At 64.1% G+C, this 23,147-nt stretch carries 20 protein-coding genes; 6 read left to right on the forward strand and 14 right to left on the reverse strand.

What is annotated here, in order from left to right:
- The 4 genes from ACN50D_RS23405 to ACN50D_RS23420 form a co-directional block, all read right to left on the reverse strand.
- Positions 1 to 285, reverse strand: coding sequence for an SHOCT domain-containing protein (locus tag ACN50D_RS23405; RefSeq protein WP_007735909.1), 285 nt, complete (start codon positions 283 to 285; stop codon positions 1 to 3).
- Positions 282 to 734 (reverse strand): DUF6325 family protein, encoded by a 453-nt coding sequence (locus ACN50D_RS23410; RefSeq protein ID WP_007735911.1) that lies wholly within the window; start codon positions 732 to 734, stop codon positions 282 to 284. Before ACN50D_RS23410 ends, ACN50D_RS23405 begins: the two co-directional genes overlap by 4 nt.
- A 3-nt stretch (positions 735 to 737) precedes the next feature.
- On the reverse strand, positions 738 to 2,384 hold the full coding sequence (locus ACN50D_RS23415; protein WP_192712837.1) for an MFS transporter: 1,647 nt from the start codon (positions 2,382 to 2,384) through the stop codon (positions 738 to 740).
- A gap of 68 nt (positions 2,385 to 2,452) precedes the next feature.
- Positions 2,453 to 3,700 (reverse strand): hypothetical protein, encoded by a 1,248-nt coding sequence (locus ACN50D_RS23420; protein ID WP_042453265.1) that lies wholly within the window; start codon positions 3,698 to 3,700, stop codon positions 2,453 to 2,455.
- A gap of 18 nt (positions 3,701 to 3,718) precedes the next feature.
- On the opposite strand from ACN50D_RS23420, the gene ACN50D_RS23425 reads away from it, so the two are divergent.
- A complete protein-coding gene (locus ACN50D_RS23425; RefSeq protein WP_192712839.1) occupies positions 3,719 to 4,306 on the forward strand; it encodes a DinB family protein in 588 nt (195 codons plus the stop codon).
- Between the two features lies 1 nt (position 4,307).
- On the opposite strand, the gene ACN50D_RS23430 is transcribed toward ACN50D_RS23425, so the two are convergent.
- Both ACN50D_RS23430 and ACN50D_RS23435 read right to left on the reverse strand, forming a co-directional pair.
- Positions 4,308 to 5,870 carry a YfcC family protein gene (locus tag ACN50D_RS23430; protein WP_058038092.1) on the reverse strand — a complete coding sequence of 521 codons (1,563 nt, stop codon included), beginning with the start codon at positions 5,868 to 5,870 and terminating at the stop codon, positions 4,308 to 4,310.
- Positions 5,867 to 7,243 (reverse strand): M20/M25/M40 family metallo-hydrolase, encoded by a 1,377-nt coding sequence (locus tag ACN50D_RS23435; protein WP_212634051.1) that lies wholly within the window; start codon positions 7,241 to 7,243, stop codon positions 5,867 to 5,869. Before ACN50D_RS23435 ends, ACN50D_RS23430 begins: the two co-directional genes overlap by 4 nt.
- Positions 7,244 to 7,393: 150 nt before the next feature.
- On the opposite strand from ACN50D_RS23435, the gene ACN50D_RS23440 reads away from it, so the two are divergent.
- Genes ACN50D_RS23440 through ACN50D_RS23455 form a run of 4 tightly spaced genes read left to right on the forward strand, consistent with a single transcriptional unit; the run spans position 7,394 to position 14,373 of the window.
- Positions 7,394 to 8,029, forward strand: a complete 636-nt coding sequence (locus ACN50D_RS23440) for a TetR/AcrR family transcriptional regulator (RefSeq protein WP_019746323.1) — start codon at positions 7,394 to 7,396, stop codon at positions 8,027 to 8,029.
- A 25-nt stretch (positions 8,030 to 8,054) separates the two neighbouring features.
- Positions 8,055 to 9,752 carry an AMP-binding protein gene (locus ACN50D_RS23445; RefSeq protein WP_212634052.1) on the forward strand — a complete coding sequence of 566 codons (1,698 nt, stop codon included), beginning with the start codon at positions 8,055 to 8,057 and terminating at the stop codon, positions 9,750 to 9,752.
- Positions 9,749 to 12,946, forward strand: a complete 3,198-nt coding sequence (locus tag ACN50D_RS23450) for a carboxyl transferase domain-containing protein (RefSeq protein WP_158170483.1) — start codon at positions 9,749 to 9,751, stop codon at positions 12,944 to 12,946. Before ACN50D_RS23445 ends, ACN50D_RS23450 begins: the two co-directional genes overlap by 4 nt.
- A gap of 56 nt (positions 12,947 to 13,002) precedes the next feature.
- A complete protein-coding gene (locus tag ACN50D_RS23455; protein WP_212634053.1) occupies positions 13,003 to 14,373 on the forward strand; it encodes a sulfatase in 1,371 nt (456 codons plus the stop codon).
- On the opposite strand, the gene cysC is transcribed toward ACN50D_RS23455, so the two are convergent.
- The 8 genes from cysC to ACN50D_RS23495 form a co-directional block, all read right to left on the reverse strand.
- Positions 14,370 to 16,250, reverse strand: a complete 1,881-nt coding sequence (gene cysC, locus ACN50D_RS23460) for an adenylyl-sulfate kinase (RefSeq protein ID WP_212634054.1) — start codon at positions 16,248 to 16,250, stop codon at positions 14,370 to 14,372. The genes ACN50D_RS23455 and cysC overlap by 4 nt on opposite strands.
- A complete protein-coding gene (cysD, locus tag ACN50D_RS23465; protein ID WP_007735932.1) occupies positions 16,250 to 17,164 on the reverse strand; it encodes a sulfate adenylyltransferase subunit CysD in 915 nt (304 codons plus the stop codon). The genes cysC and cysD overlap by 1 nt, the downstream gene beginning before the upstream one ends.
- A complete protein-coding gene (gene stf0, locus ACN50D_RS23470; RefSeq protein ID WP_007735934.1) occupies positions 17,161 to 17,970 on the reverse strand; it encodes a trehalose 2-sulfotransferase in 810 nt (269 codons plus the stop codon). The genes cysD and stf0 overlap by 4 nt, the downstream gene beginning before the upstream one ends.
- A 122-nt stretch (positions 17,971 to 18,092) precedes the next feature.
- Positions 18,093 to 19,034, reverse strand: a complete 942-nt coding sequence (locus tag ACN50D_RS23475) for a copper resistance D family protein (RefSeq protein WP_003944164.1) — start codon at positions 19,032 to 19,034, stop codon at positions 18,093 to 18,095.
- Between the two features lie 4 nt (positions 19,035 to 19,038).
- Positions 19,039 to 19,557: a copper resistance CopC family protein gene (locus tag ACN50D_RS23480; protein WP_064113837.1), complete on the reverse strand. Its 519-nt coding sequence runs from the start codon at positions 19,555 to 19,557 to the stop codon at positions 19,039 to 19,041.
- Positions 19,557 to 20,231 (reverse strand): YcnI family protein, encoded by a 675-nt coding sequence (locus tag ACN50D_RS23485; protein ID WP_064688015.1) that lies wholly within the window; start codon positions 20,229 to 20,231, stop codon positions 19,557 to 19,559. The genes ACN50D_RS23480 and ACN50D_RS23485 overlap by 1 nt, the downstream gene beginning before the upstream one ends.
- Before the next feature lie 49 nt (positions 20,232 to 20,280).
- Complete coding sequence (locus ACN50D_RS23490) at positions 20,281 to 20,796, reverse strand: hypothetical protein (RefSeq protein ID WP_003944165.1); 516 nt, start codon at positions 20,794 to 20,796, stop codon at positions 20,281 to 20,283.
- A 14-nt stretch (positions 20,797 to 20,810) separates the two neighbouring features.
- Positions 20,811 to 21,464, reverse strand: a complete 654-nt coding sequence (locus ACN50D_RS23495; protein ID WP_212634055.1) for a DUF6474 family protein — start codon at positions 21,462 to 21,464, stop codon at positions 20,811 to 20,813.
- A 124-nt stretch (positions 21,465 to 21,588) separates the two neighbouring features.
- On the opposite strand from ACN50D_RS23495, the gene ACN50D_RS23500 reads away from it, so the two are divergent.
- The gene (locus ACN50D_RS23500; RefSeq protein ID WP_063315974.1) at positions 21,589 to 23,145 is read left to right on the forward strand and encodes a TM0106 family RecB-like putative nuclease; all 1,557 of its coding nucleotides are present in this window, start codon (positions 21,589 to 21,591) and stop codon (positions 23,143 to 23,145) included.
- The last annotated feature ends 2 nt before the right edge of the window (positions 23,146 to 23,147 follow it).

Below are 23,147 nucleotides of genomic sequence, written 5' to 3' on the forward strand. Positions count from 1 at the left end.
TCAGGCGAGGATGCGCGCCTTCTGGGTCTCGAACTCGGCCTCGGTCAATACTCCCGCATTCTTGAGTTCGCCCAGCTTGGTGAGCTGTTCGAGCTTCAAGTCCATCGATGCTGCCGGAGCTGCCTGCGGTGGCAGGGGTGGTAGATCGGGAATCGGAGGCACCGGCTGGGCCTGCGCTGCGCGAGCCTGATCTTCGGCGGCCCAACGGGTCCGCTGACGGCGCTGAACATTGCCGTGAATGGAGCTTGCGACGGCTACCCGGCCGGCTCGCCTCAAGAAACTCATGCGTCCTTCTCCGTATTGCCTGGTGCGGTGTTGTCGAGTGCGGTGGCAAGTTCGTCCAAGCTCAGGTGACCTTCGGTGACAATCTTTGCGCCGCTGCGTGTCCACGCGTCGATCACTGGCAGTATGGCCAGTTCCTCGTAAACAAGCACGGCGGCAACACTACCGGTGGCCAACTCGTCACCGACGGCGGCGATGTCGCCGGCGTCGAGCAGTCCGGAGGCTGCGCCGTCGAACTGCGCCAGATCGAAATCTGCGAGTTCGAAGGTCGATGCCGGTACGACGGCCACTGATCCATCGGCGGCTTTGGTGACGAACTCGAGGTCGAGGATGCGGATCACGCCGGAGTCGACGAGAGTGAGCAGCTGCTCGAATCCTGCGGAGGTCGGTGCACCGCCGGGAAACTCGACGGCAACGTATTCGATCGGACCGAATTGGTCTTGGTTGGACATCGGTTACTTCTTGCCCTTCGTGGGTTGCGGTTCTTCCAGAGCAGGTACTTCGTCGGGCATGCGGCCGGCCGGAATGATGGCGAGCAGGGAGAGTCCGGCGAGGACGAGTAGCGAGGTTCGCAGGGCGCGCAAGCGCGCTTCGGTGTTGATCCGGATGGCTTCGTCGATCTGTGCTTGTGTCGCCGAGGTGTTTTCGAGCGTCACGACGAGTTGATCGTTGGGGACGAAGTTGACCTGGTCGAGATTGATCCCGGACTCGACCTTGAGCGATGCAGGGATGGTGGGGTTGTCGATCAGCTGCGAGCTGACGAGGGTACCGAGGATTCCGACGGCGAAGACGCTGGCCACCGCGATGCCGACGCTGCCGGACATGTTGTGTACCAGTCCCCGCCAGGCACCGACGTCGCCGGCCAGTTCCTTGGGGGCTGCGGTGAGGAGGGTGTTGAACACCAGCGCAACGATGGCGCCCTGCCCGAGGCCGAGGGTGATCAGTCCGATGATGACAAAGATCTGATGCCAGTCGCCACGAATGGTGAAGGCCAACAAGATGAGTCCAGCGGCAACGACGACGAACCCGGCTCGTGCGATCAGACGCGGGGAGTACGTCTTGTACAGACGCGCGACGACGGTACTCGCGATGAAGATCGAAAGTGTGTACGGGATGATCGAGAACGACGTCTGCAAGCTGCTGCGGCCCTGGATGATCTGCATGTACAGCGGAATGAGGAAGTTGGCCGCGGTTCCCACGAACATCATCGTCGCCATGCAAATCGTGGTGGCGCGCTCGGCGCCGGTCTTGAGGACGTCGAGGTTGAAGAGCTGAGGCTTGTTCTGCGCCTTGCGGCTTCGCGTCCACTGGAAGAATCCCTGCGCGCAGATGGTGCCGAGGACGATCAGGATGGCCGCGGGTGAGACACCGATGACCGAGAACGGCGCAGCGTCGGTGGCCAGGATGACGCCCCACGAGTTCAGGCCGCTGAAACCGAAGCTGAGCAGGATGACGGCAACGGCAGCAATGGCGGCGCCGGCCCAGTCGATGGTGATGTCCTTCTGCGGGGGAACAGGTTTGACCCGGAAGCTCAGGATCAGGTTGACCACCGCGAGAGCCACGACGAGGGCGAACGAGTATCGCCACCCGATCGTCGTCGCGAAGGAACCGGCGATGAGCAGCGCCAGCACACCGGCCGCCGGGATTGCTGCTGCCAGGTAACCGATGGCCTTTGCCTGCTGATCGCCACTGAAGTTCGTGGCGATGAAGACCGTCAACGCGGGAGCGATGAGGGCGATCACGGCGCCGGATGCAGCTTGCGCCACGAACAGCATTGCCGGGCTCTGACTCAGGGCGACCGCGGCCATTGCGAGGCCGTGAATCGCGACGGCAATCTGGAAGACCAGACGCGTTCCGTAACGGGCGCCGATCTTGGCCCCCAACAGAATGAAGGCAGCCATGGCGAAGGTGCCCGCGGTGATCGCGGTGCCGACACTTGTTGCGGGCGTGTCGAGATCGGTGGTGATGCCGGCCATCGAGACGGTCAGGGCGTTGACGGCGAACGACGCCTGAATCTGGGTGAGGACCACCACGATGAGTGGTAGCCAGGAGGCGGTGCTCACGGCGGCCGTTGTGGCGGCCGCGCCAGGCTTTACGGACATGATGGGTCACGCCTTCCTCGACACTGCGTGTACTCGCGACGTGCCCGGATCAGCCACGCACGGCTACATTAGCCGGAATTGTGCTGAATGGTCGCCTGCAAGTGGTTGGTTTCTTCGCGGTAGACCACCATCTCCCGGTGCAAGGCGCGACGGAAGCGCGGTTGCTCGGCCAGGAGTACGGCCAGCACGGTCAGCAACAGCCACGTCGCGGCCGCGCTCGCGAGGAGCAGCAGGACCGGAATCCACGGACCGCCCATCTGCTCGAGCAGCGTCGTCTTTGCCCAGACGCGCCAGTAGAGCATCAGATTGACGATCAGTCCGACACCGTACGAGATGACGAAGGACAGCAGGAACTGCTTCCACGTGCCGTCGTGGCGCCGCGCCGTCATCGGTTCTGCTCGCAGCGGCAAGCTCACCGACATCACGTTCGCGACCCCCAACCAGAGCAGGATCATGGTCAGCACCTGGCCGCACGCCTTCACCAGGTCGGCACTGCTTCCGGAGCGCCACGCGAGGACGGCGCTGAGCAGGAACCCGGCGCTGCCGACGAGAAGCAGCATCACCGCGTTTTTCGCGACCAGTACGTGCCAGAGTCTGGTTCCACCTGACAACGCAGCACGGACGCGGCCGGCGTCGAAGCTGAGCGCATTGGTGCACACGACGCTTCCGACCACACCCGAGAGTGCGTACAGCGCAAGATAAGGCAGTCGATCTTCCTTGGCGTCCCACTGGAAGAGGCGAATGAATGCCAGGTACGCCAAGCCCATTCCGAGGCTCAGCCCCAGCCGAAAAGCGATCGACCGAGGCTTACCACTCACCACGTGCCGTGCTTCCTCACGGATCCGGGAGCCGAGATCCTGCACGTGGCGGACGACGGGGTTGCCAGAGTTCAGCGGGACGTAACCGCGGATCGCGGCGGCGACGGTATCGGTGTCACCGGCATCGAGCGCGGCGACGCGTGCTTCGAGAACCGCAAGGTGGGCGGCGCGCAAGGCTATCCGTGCGGTGGTCACCGCGGCGACGGCGTCGGCCTCGGCCTGCGCGGCGGTGCCGATGCCGGCGTCGGCGGGCAGTGGCGGCTGCAACGTCGTGATCAGTTCGAGTTGGCGCGCCATGTGCGGCGACGGCGACAACCCGCTGTACGATGGTCGGCTCAGCGCTGATCGTTCGTCGTCGAGCGAATCACGGACGGCCGCGGCAGCCTTGCGGACGGCTGCCGGGTTGTGCCAGCGCACCGACCGGGCGTCACGCTCGGCGGCGACGGCCCGGGAGGCAACCTCGGTCAGATCCTCGACCGCTGTCAATGTCTGCTCCACTCGGTTTAGGTTGGTTTCATGACCACCAACTCGGAAAAGGAAGATCTCCAGCGGTACCTGCAGGCAGCGCGCGACGTGCTCGTCTGGAAGCTCGACGGGCTGTCGGAGTATGACATTCGGCGCCCGATGACCCGGACAGGGACCAACTTGTTGGGTCTGGTCAAACACATGATCGGCGTCGAGCTCGGGTATTTCGGTCCTACGTTCGGCCGTCGGGTTCCCGATCTCCCCGCGTGGTTGCGTTCGGAGGAACTCAACGTCGACATGTGGGCCCGCGCCGACGAGTCCACTGCCGACATCGTCGAAACCTATCGCCGCACCTGGGCTTTCGCCGACGCCACGATCGAGGAGCACGATCTGGACGCCCCCGGCTTCGTGAAGCACTGGCCGGAGGATCGTCGCGACGTCACACTGCACCGGATACTCGTTCACGTTGTCACCGAGATCCATCGGCACGCCGGCCACGCGGACATCGTGCGGGAGCTGATCGACGGCGCCGCTGGGATGAAGGCGGGCGACAACAATCTGGCTCCCGGTGATGAGGCGTGGTGGGCCGAGTACACCGACCGTCTGGAGACGGCGGCACGCGAGGCCCACCACGCCTGAACTACTCGAATACCGCTGCTGCGCCGATCACCACGACAACGATCACGAAGTTGATCAGTAGCAGTGGCCAGACGAAGCGCAGGAACTTGTCGTAGCCGACCTTCGCCATGGCCAACCCGCCGACAACGACGACGTTGGTCGGGGCAACCATCAGCATCAGGCCGTGGCCCATCTGGAAGGCGGTGATGACGAGTGCTCGGCTGACTCCGGCAAAGTCGCCCAGCGGCGCGAGCAGCGGCATCGCCAGGGTGGCGTGACCGGAACTGGACGGGATCAGGAACGCCAGCGGGATGTTGACGAGCATCACCAGGATCGCGAAGACCCCCGCCGAAGCGCCGCTGACCAATTGCTCCATCGCGTTGAGGATGGTGTCGAGGGTTTCGGTGTTGGTCATGATCACCGAGACGCCGCGAGCGAGCAGGATGACGATCGCCGGTCCGACCATGTCGCCGGCTCCACGCGTGATCAGGGAGACGATCTTCTTCTCACCCATCTTCGCGACTATGCCGACGAGAACGGCGGCGAGGATGAACAGCATCGCCAATTGCGGGAACCACCAGTTCAACTCGAACCAGTAGGGCTCGGTTGCCGTGACGTGGTACGCGTCGTACTCGGCCGGACCGGTGGTGGCGCCGAAGATGCTCGACCACGGGATGACGGAGAAGATCATCAGTCCGAAGGTGAGTCCGGTGATGAGCAGTACCAGCTTCTGAGTTCCGGTGAGCTTGCCGTCGATGTCCACCGGCTCGGCCGGCTCTTCGTCTTCGTCGTCCGCGATGTCGAAACCGACAAGCGACTTGGACGGATCCTTCTTCACCTTTGCGGCGTAGCGGAGAACGAATGCCACTGCCACAGCAGTCAATACGATCCACAGGATCACGCGCAGCACGATGCCGTCACCGATGGAGACGCCTGCCTCACCGGAGGCGACGCCGATCGAGAACGGATTGACGGTCGACGCCATGTTTCCGACCAGAGCGCCGAGGATGATCATGGTGGCCGCGACCATGCGGTCGTAGCCCAGTGCCGTCATCAGCGGTATGAGCAGGGCGTAGAAGCCGAACGTCTCGACCGAGAAGCCCATTGTCGAACCGAGCAGCGAGAACAGCACCATGATGACGGTGATGAGCAACCAGCCCTTGTCGCTGAGCTTGGTAGCGAGTTGGGAGACAGCGGTTTCCAGGCTGCGGGTGGCAAAGCTGACCGAGATGAACGCACCGAGCGCCATGATGAAGAGGACTACGCCGACCGAACCGAAGAGCCGTCCGATGTTGTCGGTGTCGACGAACCCGGTGATCGAATCCTGGACGCCGTAGAGGCCGTTCACGGGGGAGAGGATCAGTTGCTGGATTCGTTCCCAGAACGAGAGCGGAGACGTGACGGTCTCGAAGCTGCCGGGAACGGGTGAGCCGTCCACGTCGACGCCGAAGCGTCCGGCCGGAATGAACAGTGCCGCAACCCAGACCAGAATGGTGACGATCGCGAGCATCGTGACCGCGCCGGGGAACTCGAACTTCTTCTTGGCCGGAGTAGGTGCGGACCCCGTGTCGGTCTCGGTGCTCATTTCTTCCCCTCGAAGGTGTGTGCGTACTCCTGGAAGAACAGTGCTTTGGCGACGACGGCCTTCTCGAGCTCGTCGAGCAGGACGCGTTCGTTGGGGCCGTGGATGTTCGCGTAACCGTCGGTGGCGCCGAACAACAGCTTCTCGGCGGTGGGCACTGCTGTATCCAAGGCCATCACGAGGGGGATCGAGCCGCCGCCTGCCATCAGCCCGGCCGGCTCACCCCACGACTGCGATAATGCAGACAATGCCGCGTCGAAGGCCGGTCCACCTTCGGCTGCCGCAAACCCGTCGCCGGTTTCTCCCGCGGTGACAGTCAGTTGTAAACCGAAGGGGCGCAGGGCTTCCAGGTGTCGGACCAGAGCAGCCTGCGCCTCGATGGCAGGTTGGCGCGGGTGTACGCGCAGATTGATCACGGCGCGGGCAGTGCTTGCGACGGCGTTGACCGCACCGTCCACAGGGGGAGCGTCGATTCCCGTCACGGTGATGGCCGGGCCCGACCAGATGCGTTCGCCGATGCCGCCGGTTCCGAGCAGCGGAAGCCCGTCTTGGATCTCGGCGAGGGTGCGGAACTCGTCCTCGGTGTATGAACTGCCGGTCCACGGTTCGCGCAGGAGGCCGTCGATCGCCACGTCACCGTTGTCGTCGTGCAGCGACGCCAGTGCGCGGATGAGCGCGAGGCGGGCGTCCGGTGCGGCGCCGCCGTAGAGGCCGTTGTGCTTGTCGGCTCCGAGAGTGGTGAGTTCGACGATCACCTGGGCCGATCCGCGCAGTGCGACGGTCAGGGTCGGTGATCCGGGTCGAACGCTCCCGACGTCGGCGATGACCATTGCGTCGGCCGCAAACAATTCGGGGGCTTCCGGCGGATAGTTGTCGAAGGGGCTGCCGAATTCTTCCTGGCCTTCGATGACGAGCTTGACCGTCACCGGCGGCTTTCCGTCGAAGACGCGAAGCGCGCCGATCATGCCGATGACGTTTGCCTTCGAATCTGCCGTACCGCGGCCGTAAATCGCGCCGTCACGCTTGCTCGGTTCGAAAGGCGGTGAATCCCAGAGTTCGACGTCGTCGGCGGGAACGACGTCGTAATGCGAATACATCACTACGGTCGGGGCTCCCTCTGGACCGGGAACTGTTGCAATGATGACCGGCGCAGTTTTACCTGTTATTTCGAGTTTCTCTATCTTCGTGACTCCGGACTTCTCCAATAGAGAAACGATCAGGTCGTGAGCCTCGAACAGGGGCTCGCTGGGGAAACCTTCTGTTGCTATCGACGGAATACGAACAAGTTCGACGAGTTCCGACTCCAGTGCCGGCATCAAAGCTGCAACTGTTTCCTTGATTGTGGAATAGGAGGGCGAGGCGGATTCTTCCGGCACGGAATTGACTCCTTCTGGGAAAGGCGAAAAACATTAGAGGCAGAGTCTTACACCCGATATGCGGGGTGTGAAAGGGTGACCCGAACAAAAAGCCGAAGTGGGGCGCCGGGCTCGCGATTCTTGACATTGACGTCAACGTCAACACACACTGTGACGGTGACCACCAGTGAAACGCAGGAGCGAGCGCGGACAGCCCGCAAACTCGGCGACGGTCCACGCCGTGCCGGACTGCTCGACACCGCTGCCCTCTGCTTCGGCGAACTCGGATACGACGCCGTGACGGTCGAGACGATCACGACCAGGGCTGATGTGTCCCGGGCGACCTTCTACGCGTACTTCTCGTCGAAGGACGAGGTCTTCCGCGCCGTCGCCGAAATGATGTGCCGACGCTTCCTCGACGCTCAGCACATGGAGGGCCCGGCGGCCGAGGATCTACGCGAAGTTCTCCGAACGACCACGTCGGCGTTCATCACGGCCGTGTACACCTACGGTGACCTGCTCGCGGTGATCGAGCATCGGGCGCGGGTGGATTCCGAGGTCGAGCGCAGTTGGTCGGCGGTTCGCGAAAAGCTCGTGAGCCGCTACGTCCGCTTTGTCGAACGGATTCGACAGGTTCACGACGTAGATCCCTGTGTTTCGCCCCCGGTGCTCGTTCAGATGATCTCGGACGCACAGATGGCCGGTGGAGCACGACTGAGTAAGGCGAGTGTCGAAGAGCAGAACCAGTTCATTGCAGATATGACGACGATGTCCGAGCGGTTGATCGGGTTCGAAGAGTCGAAATAGATTTCTTTTACGAATGGAGTGATCGGTGGCAGAACAAGAAGTGCTCGAAGCGGCTCTGGCGGAGATCTCTGCGCTGCAACAAGCGCATTGGCCCGCCGGCATTCCCCGCGCCGTCGAGTATCCGCTCGAAGGTGGGGGACTTGTCGATTACTTGCGGCATTGGGCGATCGAGCGGCCGGATACTCCTGCCATCGTCTTCTACGGCCGGGTCATCACGTATTCCGAATACGACGAGCTTTCGGATCGTTTTGCCGGATGGCTGCTGTCACTCGGAGTCGAACGCGGCGATCGCGTCGGCGTTCACCTGGTCAATTGCCCTCAGTTCCATATCGCGATGCTCGGCATTCTCAAGGTCGGTGCGGTTCACGTGCCGATCAATCCACTCTTCCGTGAACATGAATTGATTCACGAACTCAACGATGCCGGCGTCAAGGTCCTACTGACGCAGAACACCTTCTCGAAGTTGGTGAAGAAGGTTCGCTCACAGACTCCACTCGAACACGTCGCGAAGACTGCAGTGTCGGACATGCTGACGGCGATCCCGACCGTCGAACTGCCCTTCGAGGTCGACGATCCGCGCCTGAGCGACTGGCAGTCGATCATCACCAGTGAGCGGGCGACTCCTGTCGCCACCGAACTCGATTCCCTCGCCGCCCTGAACTACACGGGCGGAACGACGGGAATGCCCAAGGGCTGTGAGCACACTCAGCGCCACATGGTTTACACCGCGGCTACCGCGACGCTTGCGGGCGGTGACCAGGTGGGTGCCAATCCGCCGGTGTCCCTGGTGTTTCTGCCGATCTTCTGGATCGCAGGTGAGGACTTCGGCATCCTGGTTCCGCTCGTCAACGGCGGAACCGTGGTCCTGCTGAATCGTTGGGATGCGGAGACCACGCTCGACGCTGTCGAGGCTTACGGCGTGACCTCGCTGGTCGGAACTGTCGACAATTACGTCGAACTGATGGACACGCCAGGATTCGCGGAGCGAAATCTCTCGACACTCCAGAACGTCATGGCAGTTTCGTTCGTTCTCAAACTCGATCCGGCCACGCGCCAGCGGTGGCGCGAGGCTACAGGCGGCGTTCTGCGCGAAGCGAGCTACGGCATGACCGAAACCCACACCGCGGACACGATCACCCTCGGCTTCCAGGACGGCGACTACGACCTGAAAAGCGAGCCGGTGTTCTGCGGAATTCCGGTGCCCGGCACCGACGTTCTGATCGTCGATCACGACGGCAGGCCGGTTCCCGTCGGCGAGCACGGGCAGATCATCGTGCGCAGCCCGTCCATCCTTTCCGCGTACTACCGCAACGAGGCGGCCACCGCCGACGCCATCCGTGACGGCTGGCTGCAGACCGGTGACGTCGGAAAGTTCAGTGAGCGTGGCGGTTTGCACTATTTGGCGCGGAACAAGGAAATGATCAAGACCAACGGCATGAGTGTCTTTCCCTCCGAGGTGGAAGCGCTGCTCATGCTGCACCCGGCGATCGAAAAGGCTGCGGTGGTGCCGAAACCGGACCCGGACAAGGGGCAGGTGGCTTTTGCGTTTGTCCAACTGGTCGAGGGTTCCGACACTGTGGCCGACGAGATCGTCTCGTGGGCGAAGGAGAACATGGCCACGTACAAGGTGCCCGAAGTGGAAGTGCTCGAGGCGCTTCCGATGACAGCGACAGGAAAGGTGCGCAAGGGCGATCTGTTCGAGCGCACTCAGGGGGACAAGTGAGACTGCTGATTGCGAACCGCGGCGAAATTGCGCTGCGGATCATTCGAACTGCCCGTGAACTCGGGATCGAGACGGTGTCGGTGTACGCCGAGGACGACGCGTCCAGTCCGCACGTCGCGGCGGCCACGGAGTCGGTGCCGCTCGGAGCGTCGGGCGCATCCGCGTACCTGGATCAGAGCGCACTGCTGAAGATCGCGGCCGAAACGGGCGCCACGCACGTGCACCCGGGCTACGGATTTCTCAGTGAGAATGCCGAATTCGCGCAGGCGTGCACAGAGGCGGGCATCGTCTTCGTCGGCCCGGACGCCCAGGTTCTCCGGACTTTCGGCGACAAGGCCAGTGCCCGCACCGCGGCGGTCGACTCAGGAGTGCCGGTCCTGCCGTCGACATCGGCGAACGCCGACCTCGACGAGGTGCGTGAATTCTTCGAGCGCAACTCCCGCGGCATCATGATCAAGGCGCTCAGCGGCGGCGGTGGCCGCGGCATGCGCGCGGTGCGCGACCCGAAAGCGCTCGACGACGCGTACCGTGTGTGTGCGGCCGAAGCCCAGTCGGGATTCGGCAGTTCGGCACTGTTCGCCGAGGTACTCAGTGAGCACGCTCGGCACATCGAAGTGCAGATCGTGGCGGCACCGGGGCAAGGTGGAACCCACGCGCTCGCTCTGGGTGACCGCGATTGCAGCGTCCAACGTCGCCATCAGAAGTTGATCGAGGTTGCGCCCGCGCAGGGGCTGTCGGGGGCCCTGCGCGAGCGTCTTCACGCTGCGGCGGCGAGGCTGTGCGCCGAGGTCGGCTATCGAGGCATCGCGACGGTCGAGTTCCTGGTCGAGGAACGCGGGTTCGTCTTCCTCGAAGTCAATCCCCGAATTCAGGTGGAGCACACGGTGACCGAAGAGGTCACCGGAATCGATCTCGTCGCCGTGCAGCTCGCGATCGCGGACGGAGTTCCGTTCGAGAACCTGGACCTGCCAACAGGGATCACCGCTGTCGAGAAGGCCTCGGAGACAGTCGGATCCGTGGCAAACGCTTCGGGGATTGCGATACAGGCCCGCGTCAATATGGAAACCATGACGCCGGACGGCAATGCGCTGCCGTCCTCCGGCACGCTCGACAACTTCACTCCTCCGGGCGGACCCGGCGTGCGAGTGGACACCTTCGGTACGGTCGGACTCTCGCCGAGTGCGCGTTACGATTCGCTGCTGGCGAAGGTCGTCACCCACACGCGGCGATCGGATTTTCCTGCCGCGGTGCGCAAGTCGATTGCTGCTCTAAGTGAGTTCGCCATCGACGGCGTAGCGACCAACATCGAGTTCCTGCAGGCAATACTGTCGGACAAGGACTTCCGCGACGGCCTGGTCGACGTCGACTGGTTGGGTTCTCGATTGGCGGACCTCGTCCCCGACGTTGGCCCACAAACGCCCTCCTCGTCTGTGGACGTGGCACCGGACGAGGATGTGGTCCGTGCACAGATGGCGGGCATCGTCGTCGAACTCGCGGCAGTCGGTGACGGCGTCCATGCGGGTGGCCAGGTTGCCGTCCTCGAGGCGATGAAGATGCAGCATGTTCTCTCGGCGCCCGGTGATCTCGAAGTGGTCCGGGTCCTGTCGTCACCGGGGAGGTCGGTGGGTGCGGGCGAACCGTTGCTCGTCGTCCGTAGTGCAAGCGCGGGATCGAAGCTCGCCGAGGTCGACGAGGTGGACCTCGACGACGTGCGTCCCGATCTCGCGGAGATCATCGCTCGCCACGAGGTGACCCTGGACCCGGCCCGGCCCGCAGCCGTGGCGAAGCGTCACAAGCTGGGACGCCGGACTGCTCGCGAGAACGTCTACGACCTGGTCGACGACGACAGCCTGGTCGAGTACGGCGCTCTCGCGCTGGCGGCGCAGCGGAGTCGGCGAAGCGAGGAAGACCTGATCGCCAACACTCCTGCCGACGGGTTGATCGGCGGAGTGGCGACCATCAGCGGCGGCGAGAGCGTCGTGATCTCGTACGACTACTCGGTGCTCGCCGGTACCCAGGGCATGCGCAATCACGCCAAGACCGACCGCCTGCTCGAGATCGCCGATCGCAAGCGAGTTCCGGTGGTGCTGTTCGCGGAAGGTGGCGGCGGTCGCCCCGGTGACACCGACGCCGGCGCCGGGGCGGGCCTCGAGCTGGGAACCTTCCGCGCCATGGCGGCGCTGAGCGGGCGGGTGCCCATGGTCGCCGTCGTGTCCGGGCGCTGTTTCGCAGGCAACGCGGCCCTGGCCGGCGCGTGCGACGTCCTGATCGCGACACCGGACGCCAACATCGGGATGGGTGGTCCTGCCATGGTCGAGGGCGGCGGGCTCGGAAACTTTCGCCCCGAGGACATCGGCCCCATCGACGTGCAGCGCCGCAACGGCGTCGTACACCTGGTCGCTGACGACGACGCTCATGCGGTGGCGCTGGCCAAGCAGTACCTCGGCTACTTCCAGGGTGCGAGCGGAGAGTGGACGGCTCCGGATCCGCGGCTCTCGCGGCATGTGGTGCCGGAGAATCGCCTGCGCTCGTACGACGTTCGTGGAGCGATCGACGCAATCGCGGACGTCGACAGCGTCCTGGAACTGCGTCGAGACTACGGACGCGGTGTAGTAACCGCACTCGTTCGTGTCGAAGGAGTTCCGTACGGTGTGCTGGCGAACAGCAGCGAGCATCTCGGCGGCGCGATCGACGCGGAAGCCTCGGACAAGGCTTCGGATTTCCTGGAACTGCTCGAAGCGCACCGCATCCCTCTGGTGACGCTGTGCGACACACCGGGATTCATGGTGGGCCCGGATTCGGAGGAGGAGGCGACGGTTCGAAGGTTCGGCAGGTTCTTCGTTGCCGGTGCTCGCCTCACCGTGCCGTTCGGAACGATCATCCTGCGCAAGGGTTACGGGTTGGGCGCCATGGCAATGGCCGGCGGTTCCTTCCACGCCCCCGAGTTCACGGTCGCGTGGCCGACGGGCGAGATCGGGCCGATGGGTCTGGAAGGTGCTGTGCGTCTCGGTTTCCGCAAGGAACTCGAGTCCGTCGAAGATCCGGTGGCTCGGGAAACGCTGTTCGGTCAGTTCGTAGAACTGGCCTACGCACAGGGCAAGGCGCTGATGGCGGCGACCACGTTCGAACTGGACGACGTCATCGATCCGGCCGATACCCGCGGATGGATCAGACAGCTCGGCAGAAACAGTTGAGATCCTGCTGATTCGAGCTGTTGCCGCACGTGGGCGGGGCAACTAGCCTTGCCCACGTGTCGGCTGCGCGAGATAACGTCCTGATCATTCATTGGCACGACCTGGGCCGACACCTCGCGAGTTACGGTGTCGCCGGGGTCAACAGCCCCAACCTGGACCGGCTGGCGGCAGAGGGCATCCGGTTCACCGACGCACACGCGACGGCGCCGCTGTGCTCACCTTCGCGCGGTTCTCTCTTCTCGGGCAGGTATCCGCACAACAACGGTCTGATCGGGTTGGCGCACCACGGCTGGGAGTACCACGCGGAGGTGCAGACGCTCCCGCAGATCCTCTCCGACAACGGTTGGTACACCTCGCTGTTCGGCATGCAGCACGAGACTGCGTATCCGAAGCGACTGGGCTATCACGAGTACGACGTCACGAACTCGTTCTGCGACTACGTGGTTCCGCGTGCCCAGAACTGGCTACGACGCTTCCCGCCCGAGCCGTTCCTGCTCACCACGGGATTCTTCGAAACGCATCGCCCGTACCCCGCCGATCGCTATACCCCGGCGGACACCGCAGCCCTGGAGGTCCCCGGATACCTTCCGGACGTGCCACAGGTGCGCGAGGATCTGGCCGAATTCCACGGCAGCGTAGAGGTGGCCGACGCCGCGGTGGGGGAACTGCTCGCGACCCTCGAGGAAGAGGGGCTCGACGAGAACACCTGGGTCTTCTTCCTCACTGATCACGGCGCGGCGTTCCCGCGCGCCAAGTCGACGCTCTACGCCCCGGGCACCGGTATTGCCTTGATCGCTCGGCCTCCCGCGCGGTATCGCAGTGGCGGTAAGGAATACGAGACACTGTTCAGCGGTGTGGACCTCGTTCCGACCATTCTCGATCTGCTCGGAATCGACGTCCCCACCGAGGTGGAAGGGCGCTCGCACGCCGATGCCCTCGTCGACCGCGGAACCGAGCCGTCCGAACCCGTTCGTACTTACCTGTTCACGGAGAAGACCTTTCACGACAGCTTCGATCCCATTCGTGCGGTGCGCACCAAGGACTACAGCTACATCGAGAACTACGCCGTCCGCCCCGCTCTGGATCTACCGCTCGACATCGAGGACAGTCTTTCCGGAAAGGCGCTCGGCACCGAGCATCTTGCGGTACGCGCACCCCGGGAGCTGTACGACCTCCGTGCCGACCCGGACGAGAAGATCAATCTGATCGATCGACCGGAAGTCTCGGCAATACAGGCGGAATTGTCCTCGCAGCTTCACACGTGGCGCGCCGAAACCGATGATCGTCTCCCGGACGAGGCATTGGGAAGCGCGATGGCGGTGCACCGCATGGCGGCGTACCTCGAGAAGATCGGTGTCCGACCCAACGTGCGGTCCGCCTACAGTGCGGACCGCGGTTACCTCGAGTCGGACACCGAAAACCCCTAGGGCCTTGCGGTCTCGCGCTCCTCCAACAATGCGATGACCCGCTCGACCAGTTCGTTGATGTCAGCGCCGGTTGTGTCGAATGCCAGGTCCGGGTCCTCCGGCGTCTCGTAAGGCGCGTCGATTCCGGTGAGCCCCTTCAGTTCACCCGCCCGCGCACGTGCGTACAGGCCCTTGGGATCTCGACGTTCGCATTCTTCGACGGGAGTGGTGACGGCAACTTCGAGGAAGGTGAGTCCGGCAGCTTCGTTGAGAGCGCGCGCAATTGCTCGATCCGAACGCAGCGGCGAAACCATCGACGCGATCGCCACGACGCCGGCGTCGGCGAACAGTCGAGTGAGATGCCCGACGCGTCGGATGTTCTCGGCTCGGTCTCCCGGCGAGAACCCGAGATCGTCGGAGATACCGTGGCGGACGTTGTCACCGTCCAGCAGATACGCGGTGCGTCCCGCGTCGACGAGCGCACGTTCGACAGCGACTGCGACGGTGGATTTTCCGGATGCAGGTAGGCCGGTCAACCAGATCGTCGCGCCCCTCTGGGTGGTAGACGCCCATCGCCGTTGACGTTCGAGTGAGGACGGATGCCACTTGATGTCGTTGCGGGTCTGCTCGCCGGGAACGACGACGCGTGGTTCGAGAATGGTGCCGGCGCCGACGGTGTCGTTGCTCTGCTCGTCGATCAGGATGAAGGCGCCAGAGTCCCGATTGTGGTCGTAGGTGTCGGCGACCACCACGGAACTGGTTCGGAGCGTGACCGTTCCGATGTCGTTGAGTCCCAGTTCGACTGGGCTGTCCTGCTCGTCGAGCGTTTCAGGATCGAGACGGGTGTGCAGTTCTTGGACGGTCGCTCGCACGGTCCGGGACGTGTGTTTGAGCGCTATCCGATCGCCCGCGCGCAACGGTGTGTTGGACAACCAGCAGATGGTGGCTTCGAGTTCTCGGGCCAGAACCGGCAAATGAGCCTGCGCACCGCCACTGACCAGAACGTCGCCACGTCCGACGTCGATGTCGTCGGCCAGTTCCACCGAAACCGACAGTGGTGCAACGGCAGTACTGCGGTTGTCGTCGAGAGTGTCCAGACTGATCACGGTGCTCTTCGATCCGGACGGCAGGACCACTACCTCGTCTCCGACGCTCAGTGTGCCTGCCGAGATCCGGCCGGTGTACCGGCGACGATTCTGCGGATCGGGGCGCGAAACCCATTGCACGGGAAGCCGAAGCTCCTCGATGTGCGTCGCGGGCGCATGGAGTTCGACGCCTTCGAGGTACTCGAGGAGCGTCGGCCCCTCGTACCACGCGGTGTTCTCGGACCGCGTCACGACATTGTCGCCGGCTTTCGCGGAGACCGGTATGGCGAGTACGTCCTCGCGTCCGACTTGCCGTGCCAAGGCCCGCAATTCTTCCTGCACCTGAGCGAATCTCGCTTCGTCGAAGTCCACCAGATCGATCTTGTTCACCACGGCTACAAGGTTCGGAACACCGAGCAGTGCGGCGATTCTGGCGTGCCGACGGGTCTGACGCAGCACGCCGGTCCTCGCGTCGACCAGCAGGACCGCTACGTGAGCGTTGGATGCTCCGGTGAACATGTTGCGCGTGTAGCGTTCGTGCCCCGGGGTGTCGGCGAGTACGTAACTTCTGGTTGGAGTGGAGAAGAATCGGTACGCGACGTCGATCGTGATGCCCTGTTCACGCTCGGCACGTAGTCCGTCGGAGAGTGCAGCCAGGTCGGCGACACCGTACTCGTCGGTGACGGAATCGAGGTGATCGGTTGGCAGACTGTCGGTGTCATGCAACAGTCGGCCGATCAGCGTGCTCTTGCCGTCGTCGACGCTACCCGCCGTGGCCAGTCGCAGGAGTTGGCGAGTGATGGTGGTCGTCATCAGAAGTAGCCCTCACGCTTTCGGTCTTCCATCGCGGCGACCGACGTTCGGTCGTCTGCGCGAGTCTCGCCTCGTTCGGAAACCGTCGCGGCCGAGATTTCGGTGACGACGTCGTCGATAGTGGTGGCGTGCGATCGAACGGCGCCGGTGATGGTCAGATCGCCGACGGTTCGATATCGCACCCACTCGGTCGTTGCCGCGGCGTTCTCGGCGTCGGTGCTGAATTCGGAAGCAGCGAGGAGCATTCCGTCGCGCTCGAATACCCTCCGCTGGTGCGCGAAATAGATGGACGGCAGTTCCAGTTCCTCCTGGGCTATGTAGCGCCAGATGTCGAGCTCGGTCCAGTTGCTCAGCGGGAAGACACGAACGGACTCGCCGCGTCTGATCCGACCGTTGTAGAGCGACCACGGTTCGGCCCGTTGCGCTCGCGGGTCCCACTGGCCGAACTCGTCACGGAAGCTGAGGACTCTTTCCTTGGCGCGCGCACGTTCCTCGTCCCGGCGGGCGCCGCCGAACGCGGCGTCGAACCTTCCAGCTTCGAGAGCGTCGAGCAGGGTTCTGGTCTGCAGGCGGTTTCGCGATCCGCTGGTCTCGGTCGACTCCTGCACTCTGCCCTGGTCGATCGAATCCTGAACGGAAGCAACCAGAAGTGTGTGCCCGCCCTCCTTGATTCGGCGGTCGCGAAATTCGATGACCTCCTCGAAATTGTGACCGGTGTCGACGTGCAGGACCGCGAAAGGGAGTGGGGAGGGCCGAAACGCCTTCTCGGCCAGACGAAGCAGGACTATCGAGTCCTTGCCGGCCGAGAAGAGCAGTACCGGTCTCTCGAGTTCTGCCACCACCTCTCGAATGATGTGAACCGCTTCGGATTCGAGAACTCGGAGTTCGTCGACGACATCGGTGACGGTGCTCATGTGACGGGATATCCGTTCTGTTCGGCGTCGATGCGATAACGCTGCACCCATTCGCGGGATCGTCCGTCGCTCTGACGACGCAGCGGCGGTGGCGGGGCCAGTTGTCCGTCGAGGCCGAGGGAGATGAGGGTTTTTGCGACCACGGACTGCGGGTCTTCGGTGAGATCGCGGAACCCGACTTCGATGGGAGAGATGTCCTCTTCCTCGAACCAGCGCTTCCATTGGCGTTCCTGCTCGCCGAGAATCGTCACCAGGTGCGCGATTCCGACTGCGTTGTACTGCGCACCGTCCGAGAGATTCGGTGGAGTCGCGTCGTCGCGCCAAACCTGTGTCTGCACGGCGCGCCACATCGACACAGCTTGAGCGACGACATCTTCTCGATAGACGTGGATGAACTGCAGGTCGTGATCGAGGGTGTCGTGGAGTGCGGAACGTAGGTCCGTCCCACTGCGCCAGGGCAATCCGGCCGCGCGATCGAGTAGGAGCGGCGTCTGGTTCCACATCAGCTTGCCACCCCAGACTCCGTTGGGGGTTCGGCCGAGTTCGAGAAGTTGTGTGCGCCACTGTTCGGAGGTGCGAGTGTCCGGCGTGCCCGGGTGGAACGGGGCGAGCAGACCCAGGACGGACTCGTCCGTGACGTCTTCGAACCACTGCCTCGGTTGCGGCGATCGCGAGGTCTCGGGGAGGTACTGGAAGAACTCTTCCGGCTCACCCGCGACCCCGGTTGCTCGCAGGGATTCGACCAGCAAAGTACTGCCGCTGCGCTGCGAAGCGCAGACGAGAAACGAGCGTTGGGCCTCCGTCATGCGAGCAACGCTAAGGGGGGCCGGAAACCGCCGCAAGCTGGGAAAATAAACTCACGTAGAGGTTAAATCTCGACGTGAAACGTTAAATGTGCGGGTCACGAAATGTCGCGCTGAGGCACGTCTTACGCAGTTGTCGCAAGGGCCGCGGCAAGCCCGAATGCGATGGCCATGAAGACAACTTCACCGATGGCGCGACGCAGGGATCCGTCCGAACTCATGCGGTGTGCAGCGCTCGCGACCACCCATGTCCGGCGCCACCACCATCCCAGGGCGACGAGCAGTCCGATCGCCACGATCTTGGCGAGGATCACCCGACCGTATGCGGTGTCGTAGAAGGCGGAGAGTGAGTCGAGTCGCACGACGGCGTTGACGATACCGGTGACGACCAGCGCGAGGACGCATCGCCAGGCGAGAGCGGAGTACTTGGGCAACCAGATCGCCCAGGCACCGCGCGACGGTACGGCAAGCGCGAGTGCGGCGAGCACGCCGAACCACAAGGCCGCAGCGAGGACGTGAACGGCGTCGAGGATCGATCCGAAGCTCTGCTGCGCCATGTGCCCGGTGATCGGGCGGGCAGCGAGCGCCAACGCGGAGACGACCAATGCCGGTGCGACGGGCACCGTCTCGGGATTGGTGAATCCGTAGATGCCGTAACAGACGACGGCAAACGCGCACGCGATGATCGCGACGCCGACGCGGCCGACGTTGACCTCGGAGACGAATGCGCCGAAGTGCCCGATGGTCAGCGAGGTGACCGGGGCGCCGTCGGCCGCTGCGGCATTGAGCACGAGGAGCGTGATCTCGGCGACGAGCCACACTGCTGCCACCGCGGTGAGCTGAGTCCACATGACGGCGGGGGTTGTCGCCGGGCGGCGTTCACTGCGGCCCATCCAGGCGAGCGTCGCGATGCCGAGGGTCAACGAACCACATCCGATCGCGAGAACGCGGACCGTGCTCGACGATTCGGGTCCCGACGGGCTGGCGAGGCCCCAGGCGATCAGGACTCCCAGCAGAGCTGTGGGTACGGCAAACAGCAACCACCACCTGTTTGCCGTACCCGTCACGCGATCAGCTCGACTTCGGCTTACGGAGCACGAAGAACAGCGCACCGCCGAACACGACGACGCCGGCGACGATGAAGATCCACACCGGCATGCTGCCGGACTCCGACTCACCCGTACTCGACGCGGCGGCAGCGCCGGGAGTGCCCGACCCTGCCTCGGTGAGGGTGAACGTCAGGGTTCCGTTGACGGGGTGACCGTCAGCGGAGGTGACGCGGTACGCGATGGTGTAGACGCCGGTCGGCCCGAGATCGCCGAGGTCTGCACTGACAGTGGGTCCTTCGACGGCCGGATCGCTCTTGGTCCAGAGGTTGCCGTCGGGACCGGTGACCGTCAGCGCCGCGAACTGTGCCTGCAGAGCCTCGTTGAACGTGACCGAAACCGTGTCAGGCGCAACCTGAATGGACGCACCGTTTTCCGGGTTGGAGCCGACCACCGCGGAGTGTGCACTGGCCGTGCCCATTCCGAGCATCGTGGCCAGCATCGCGAGCATGCCGACGGCGATGACCTTGATCCGGGTACTCATCAGCGCTTGCTCCTGACCAGTGCGCCGAGGCCGAGTGCAGCGCCCAACGCGCCGAGCACCAGGCCGACGCCGCCTAGCCAGCGGGCGGTGTTGTCCGACGAAGAGTCAGCGGCTTCGGATGCGGCGGACGTCTCGGCAGTGTTATCGGCAGAGGGGGCTCCGTGGGCATCGCCGGTGGACGCGGCGAGAGTCAGCGTCGGGGCGGGCTTGTCCGGCTCGCTGCCGTCGGCAAGCTCTTCCTGATCCCAGTTGACGACGTTGCCGTCGCTGTACGTCTGGACAGCCTTGAACTCGACCTCGTCCTGCTCCGGCAGCGGGCCGGCAGAAAGGACGAACTGCTGGAACTGGCCGGGGGCGATTCCGACGCCAGGGTCGGCGGTCCACGTCACGGACTTGGCGACCAACGAGGTGGGGTCCTTCTCCACGACGGCGGTCCAGCCGGGCATCGGTTCGGTGCGTGCCGACTTGAGGTCGGGGAGCGCCACCGTCAGTTTGGTGGTCGAAGCGGTGTCGGATTCGGTGGGCACGCGGAACGTGAGAACGGAGTATCCGCCCTGCGCAGCTCCTGGTGCGACGACGCTGACGTGTGCTGAAGCAATTCCGGCGGCCAGCAGCACGGCGCTGCCGGTAGCGACGGTCGTGACAACCGCGCGCGAAATCAGGGTGTTCTTCATGTCGGGAAGTGTCCTCTTGGTCTGGTGAAGGGGGGCATTCTACGAATCTTCAGACCAGGGCAGGAGGACCGCGCCGCGAGATGCTGGCGCGAAGTAGAGCGTCGACAGGTCCGTGATGGATTCCGGTCGAGACGGTGTGGCCGCGAGAAGTGACAGCGGCGGGAGCCAGAGACGCCAGGACGACGTGGAGAGCGTGGGTGACAACGCGGTAGAGGCGCTCGGCGGCCAGGACCGCCACCGCACAAGCGACGGTGGCACCGGCGTGAGCACCGAGCATCACCAATCCCGGAGCGGGCGAATGAGCGTGCTCGGAGAGCGTCATGGTGGTGTGCGCGGCGAGCTGACCCAGACCCAGAGCAACGATCAAGGCAGCGGGCCCCCGAGAGAGGGCGGGAAGGGTGGCCGTCACGGCGCCGACGGTTGCGCAGACGGCGAGCAACAGGGTCAGCGACGACGACTGTGGCAGCTCGCCTCCGCCGATCCCGTGCGCGGCGACAGCGAGAGCAGCCGAAGCGGAACCGACAGCTGTCCCCCGGAGGGTCGCGGTCTGCTCGGCTGCTCTCACTGGAGTTCTCAGGTCTAGCGCACGCCGAGACGTGCGAGCAGATCTGCTTCGACGCCGTCGAGTTCGGAAGAAATCGCCTGGTGAGCTGCCTTACGGCGAGCCTGCGGCATCTGCTCGGCAGCGCGAACTGCCGTGCTGAGGTCGCCGAGGCGCTCACGGATGGCGGCGGCGAAACGCTGCGTCTCCGCGTCGTCGGGCTTGCGGCTGAGGATCTCGGTGACCGAGCTCTCGGCGCCGGCGATACGAGCGCTCAACTTCGCGCCGTGACCGGTGTAGTCACCGAGCTGGTCGACGGCGATGCCCATCTTCTGTGCACGCGTGGTGTCGAGCTGGGCGCGCACCGCCGTGGCTGCGCGGTAAGCGATCGGCAGGAGAACGGGGGCAAGCAGACGTGCCACTCCCAGGTACTTACGCACCTTGGCGACGGTCAGGCCCTGATTCGCAGCGGCCTTCTCCTGCGCCTTCAGGGTCGCGATCTGCGCCTTTTCGATCTTGTGCTGGAACTCGATCTCGGCTTTCTCCAGCTTCTTGAGCGACTTGGTCTCGACCTTGTCGCGCTTACGCTGGCTCTTGGCGTTGAGCTTCGCCTCGACCTCAGCCTTGTGCTTGAGAGCCTTTGCCTCCGCCTTGCGGGTGGCACGAGACTTTCGCTTCTTGAACAACCCCATCGAAAAGGACCCCGTTTCCAGGTGTTTGTGTGTTGCCAGGTACCTGCGCTTCGGCTTCAGCCTAGGGGAGCACATAATCTTCGTCATCGTGTGTTCCGTTAACAACCCCGCGCCCCAGCTCCCGATCATCGATTCGGGGGCGTTGACCCGATGCCGTCATCGGGTGCGTCTGGACGGGTTGTTTCCCGGGAAATCGGCTTCGGAACCCGTCGACACCGGCATCAAGCAGCGCCAGGATGCCGCGATCGCGAAGCGCGCGGAGATCGCCGAACTCGTGATCGGTGCTGCTCCCGAGCGTTGGGTGAAGATCAACCCCGACCAATCGGCGTCGGCTCAGGCTCGCGACACCTTGGCTGCCTGTGAGGCCGGCGCAGACCGGATCTGGGGCGCGGTCTTGCCGGTCGAGCGCGACACCGGACGCAAGGGCCGCTGCGAAATGCTCATCCGTGACGACGAGGGTGGCGGGTACATCCCCGTCATTGTCGTCAATCACAAGGTGACCGATCCCGGCCAGGGCGCGATCACCTCGGGGCTCTTCGAATGGGAGCCCGCGGCCGATCCCAAACGCAAGGTCCGCAGTCAGGTCCGCGATCAGATGCGCGTCGCGCAGGTCTATCGGATGCTCGAGCGTCGTGGGCTGGCGAGCCCGTCGCTGACGGCAGGCGCGATCGGATACAACGGAGACTGCATCCTCGTCCACGACCTCAGCGCGATTCTCGACGATTACGACAAGCGTTTCGCCGACCGTATCGCTGTGGCCCGCGGTGAGGTGCTGACGTCTCCGTCACAGGTGAGCGAGTGCAAGTCGTGCCCGTGGTGGACCGAATGCAAGCAGGAGTTGGTCCGCAACCGCGACGTCAGCCTGGTGGCTGTCGGATCGCGGGCCGAGCTTCTGCGCGACGTGGGCTGCAACACGATCGATCAGCTGGCCGCCTGGGACGGTGAGCCGCTCGAGGATTGGCCGCACGGAAATTTCGACGACGCAGTCGTGATCGCCAAGGCGTGGTTGGTGGATGCTCCGTTGGTGCGGCGGTTCGAGAAGATCTCGGTGACTCGGGCGGACATCGAGATCGACGTCGACATGGAGAGCTATCAGGAGCACGGCGCGTACCTGTGGGGGACGTTGCTCAATGTCGGCGGCTTCTCGATGTATCGAGGATTTGCGACGTGGGATCCGCTGCCGACGCGTGACGAGGCGCGGTCGTTCGCAGAGTTCTGGGGCTGGCTGATGGCGGAGCGTGCCGCGGCCGCTGCTTCGGGTAAAACCTTTGCCGCATACTGTTATTCGCGTTCAGCCGAGGATAAGTGGTTGTTGGACTCGGCGCGCAGGTTTGCCGGTGAACCCGGGATTCCGAGTAAGGACGAGATTCGCGAGTTCATCGACAGTCCGCAGTGGGTCGACATTTATCAAGCAGTGAGTGATCAGTTCATCTGCCCGAACGGCAAGGGGCTCAAGAAGATTGCACCCGTCGCCGGCTTCAACTGGCGTGACGCCGAGGCCGGGGGTGAAGCGTCGATGGCGTGGTACCGCGAGGCGGTCGGCTACGACGGTGAGCCGGACGAGACGCAGCGGACACGCATCCTGCAGTACAACGAGGACGACGTCATTGCCACCAAGGTCCTCCGTGAGTGGATGACGGACCGCGCGGAGAAGGAAATTCCGCTGGCTTCCGAGTTGTAGCG

It is taken from the genome of Rhodococcus sp. SB1D (assembly GCF_048573875.1).
GTDB classification, from domain to species: domain Bacteria; phylum Actinomycetota; class Actinomycetes; order Mycobacteriales; family Mycobacteriaceae; genus Rhodococcus_F; species Rhodococcus_F qingshengii.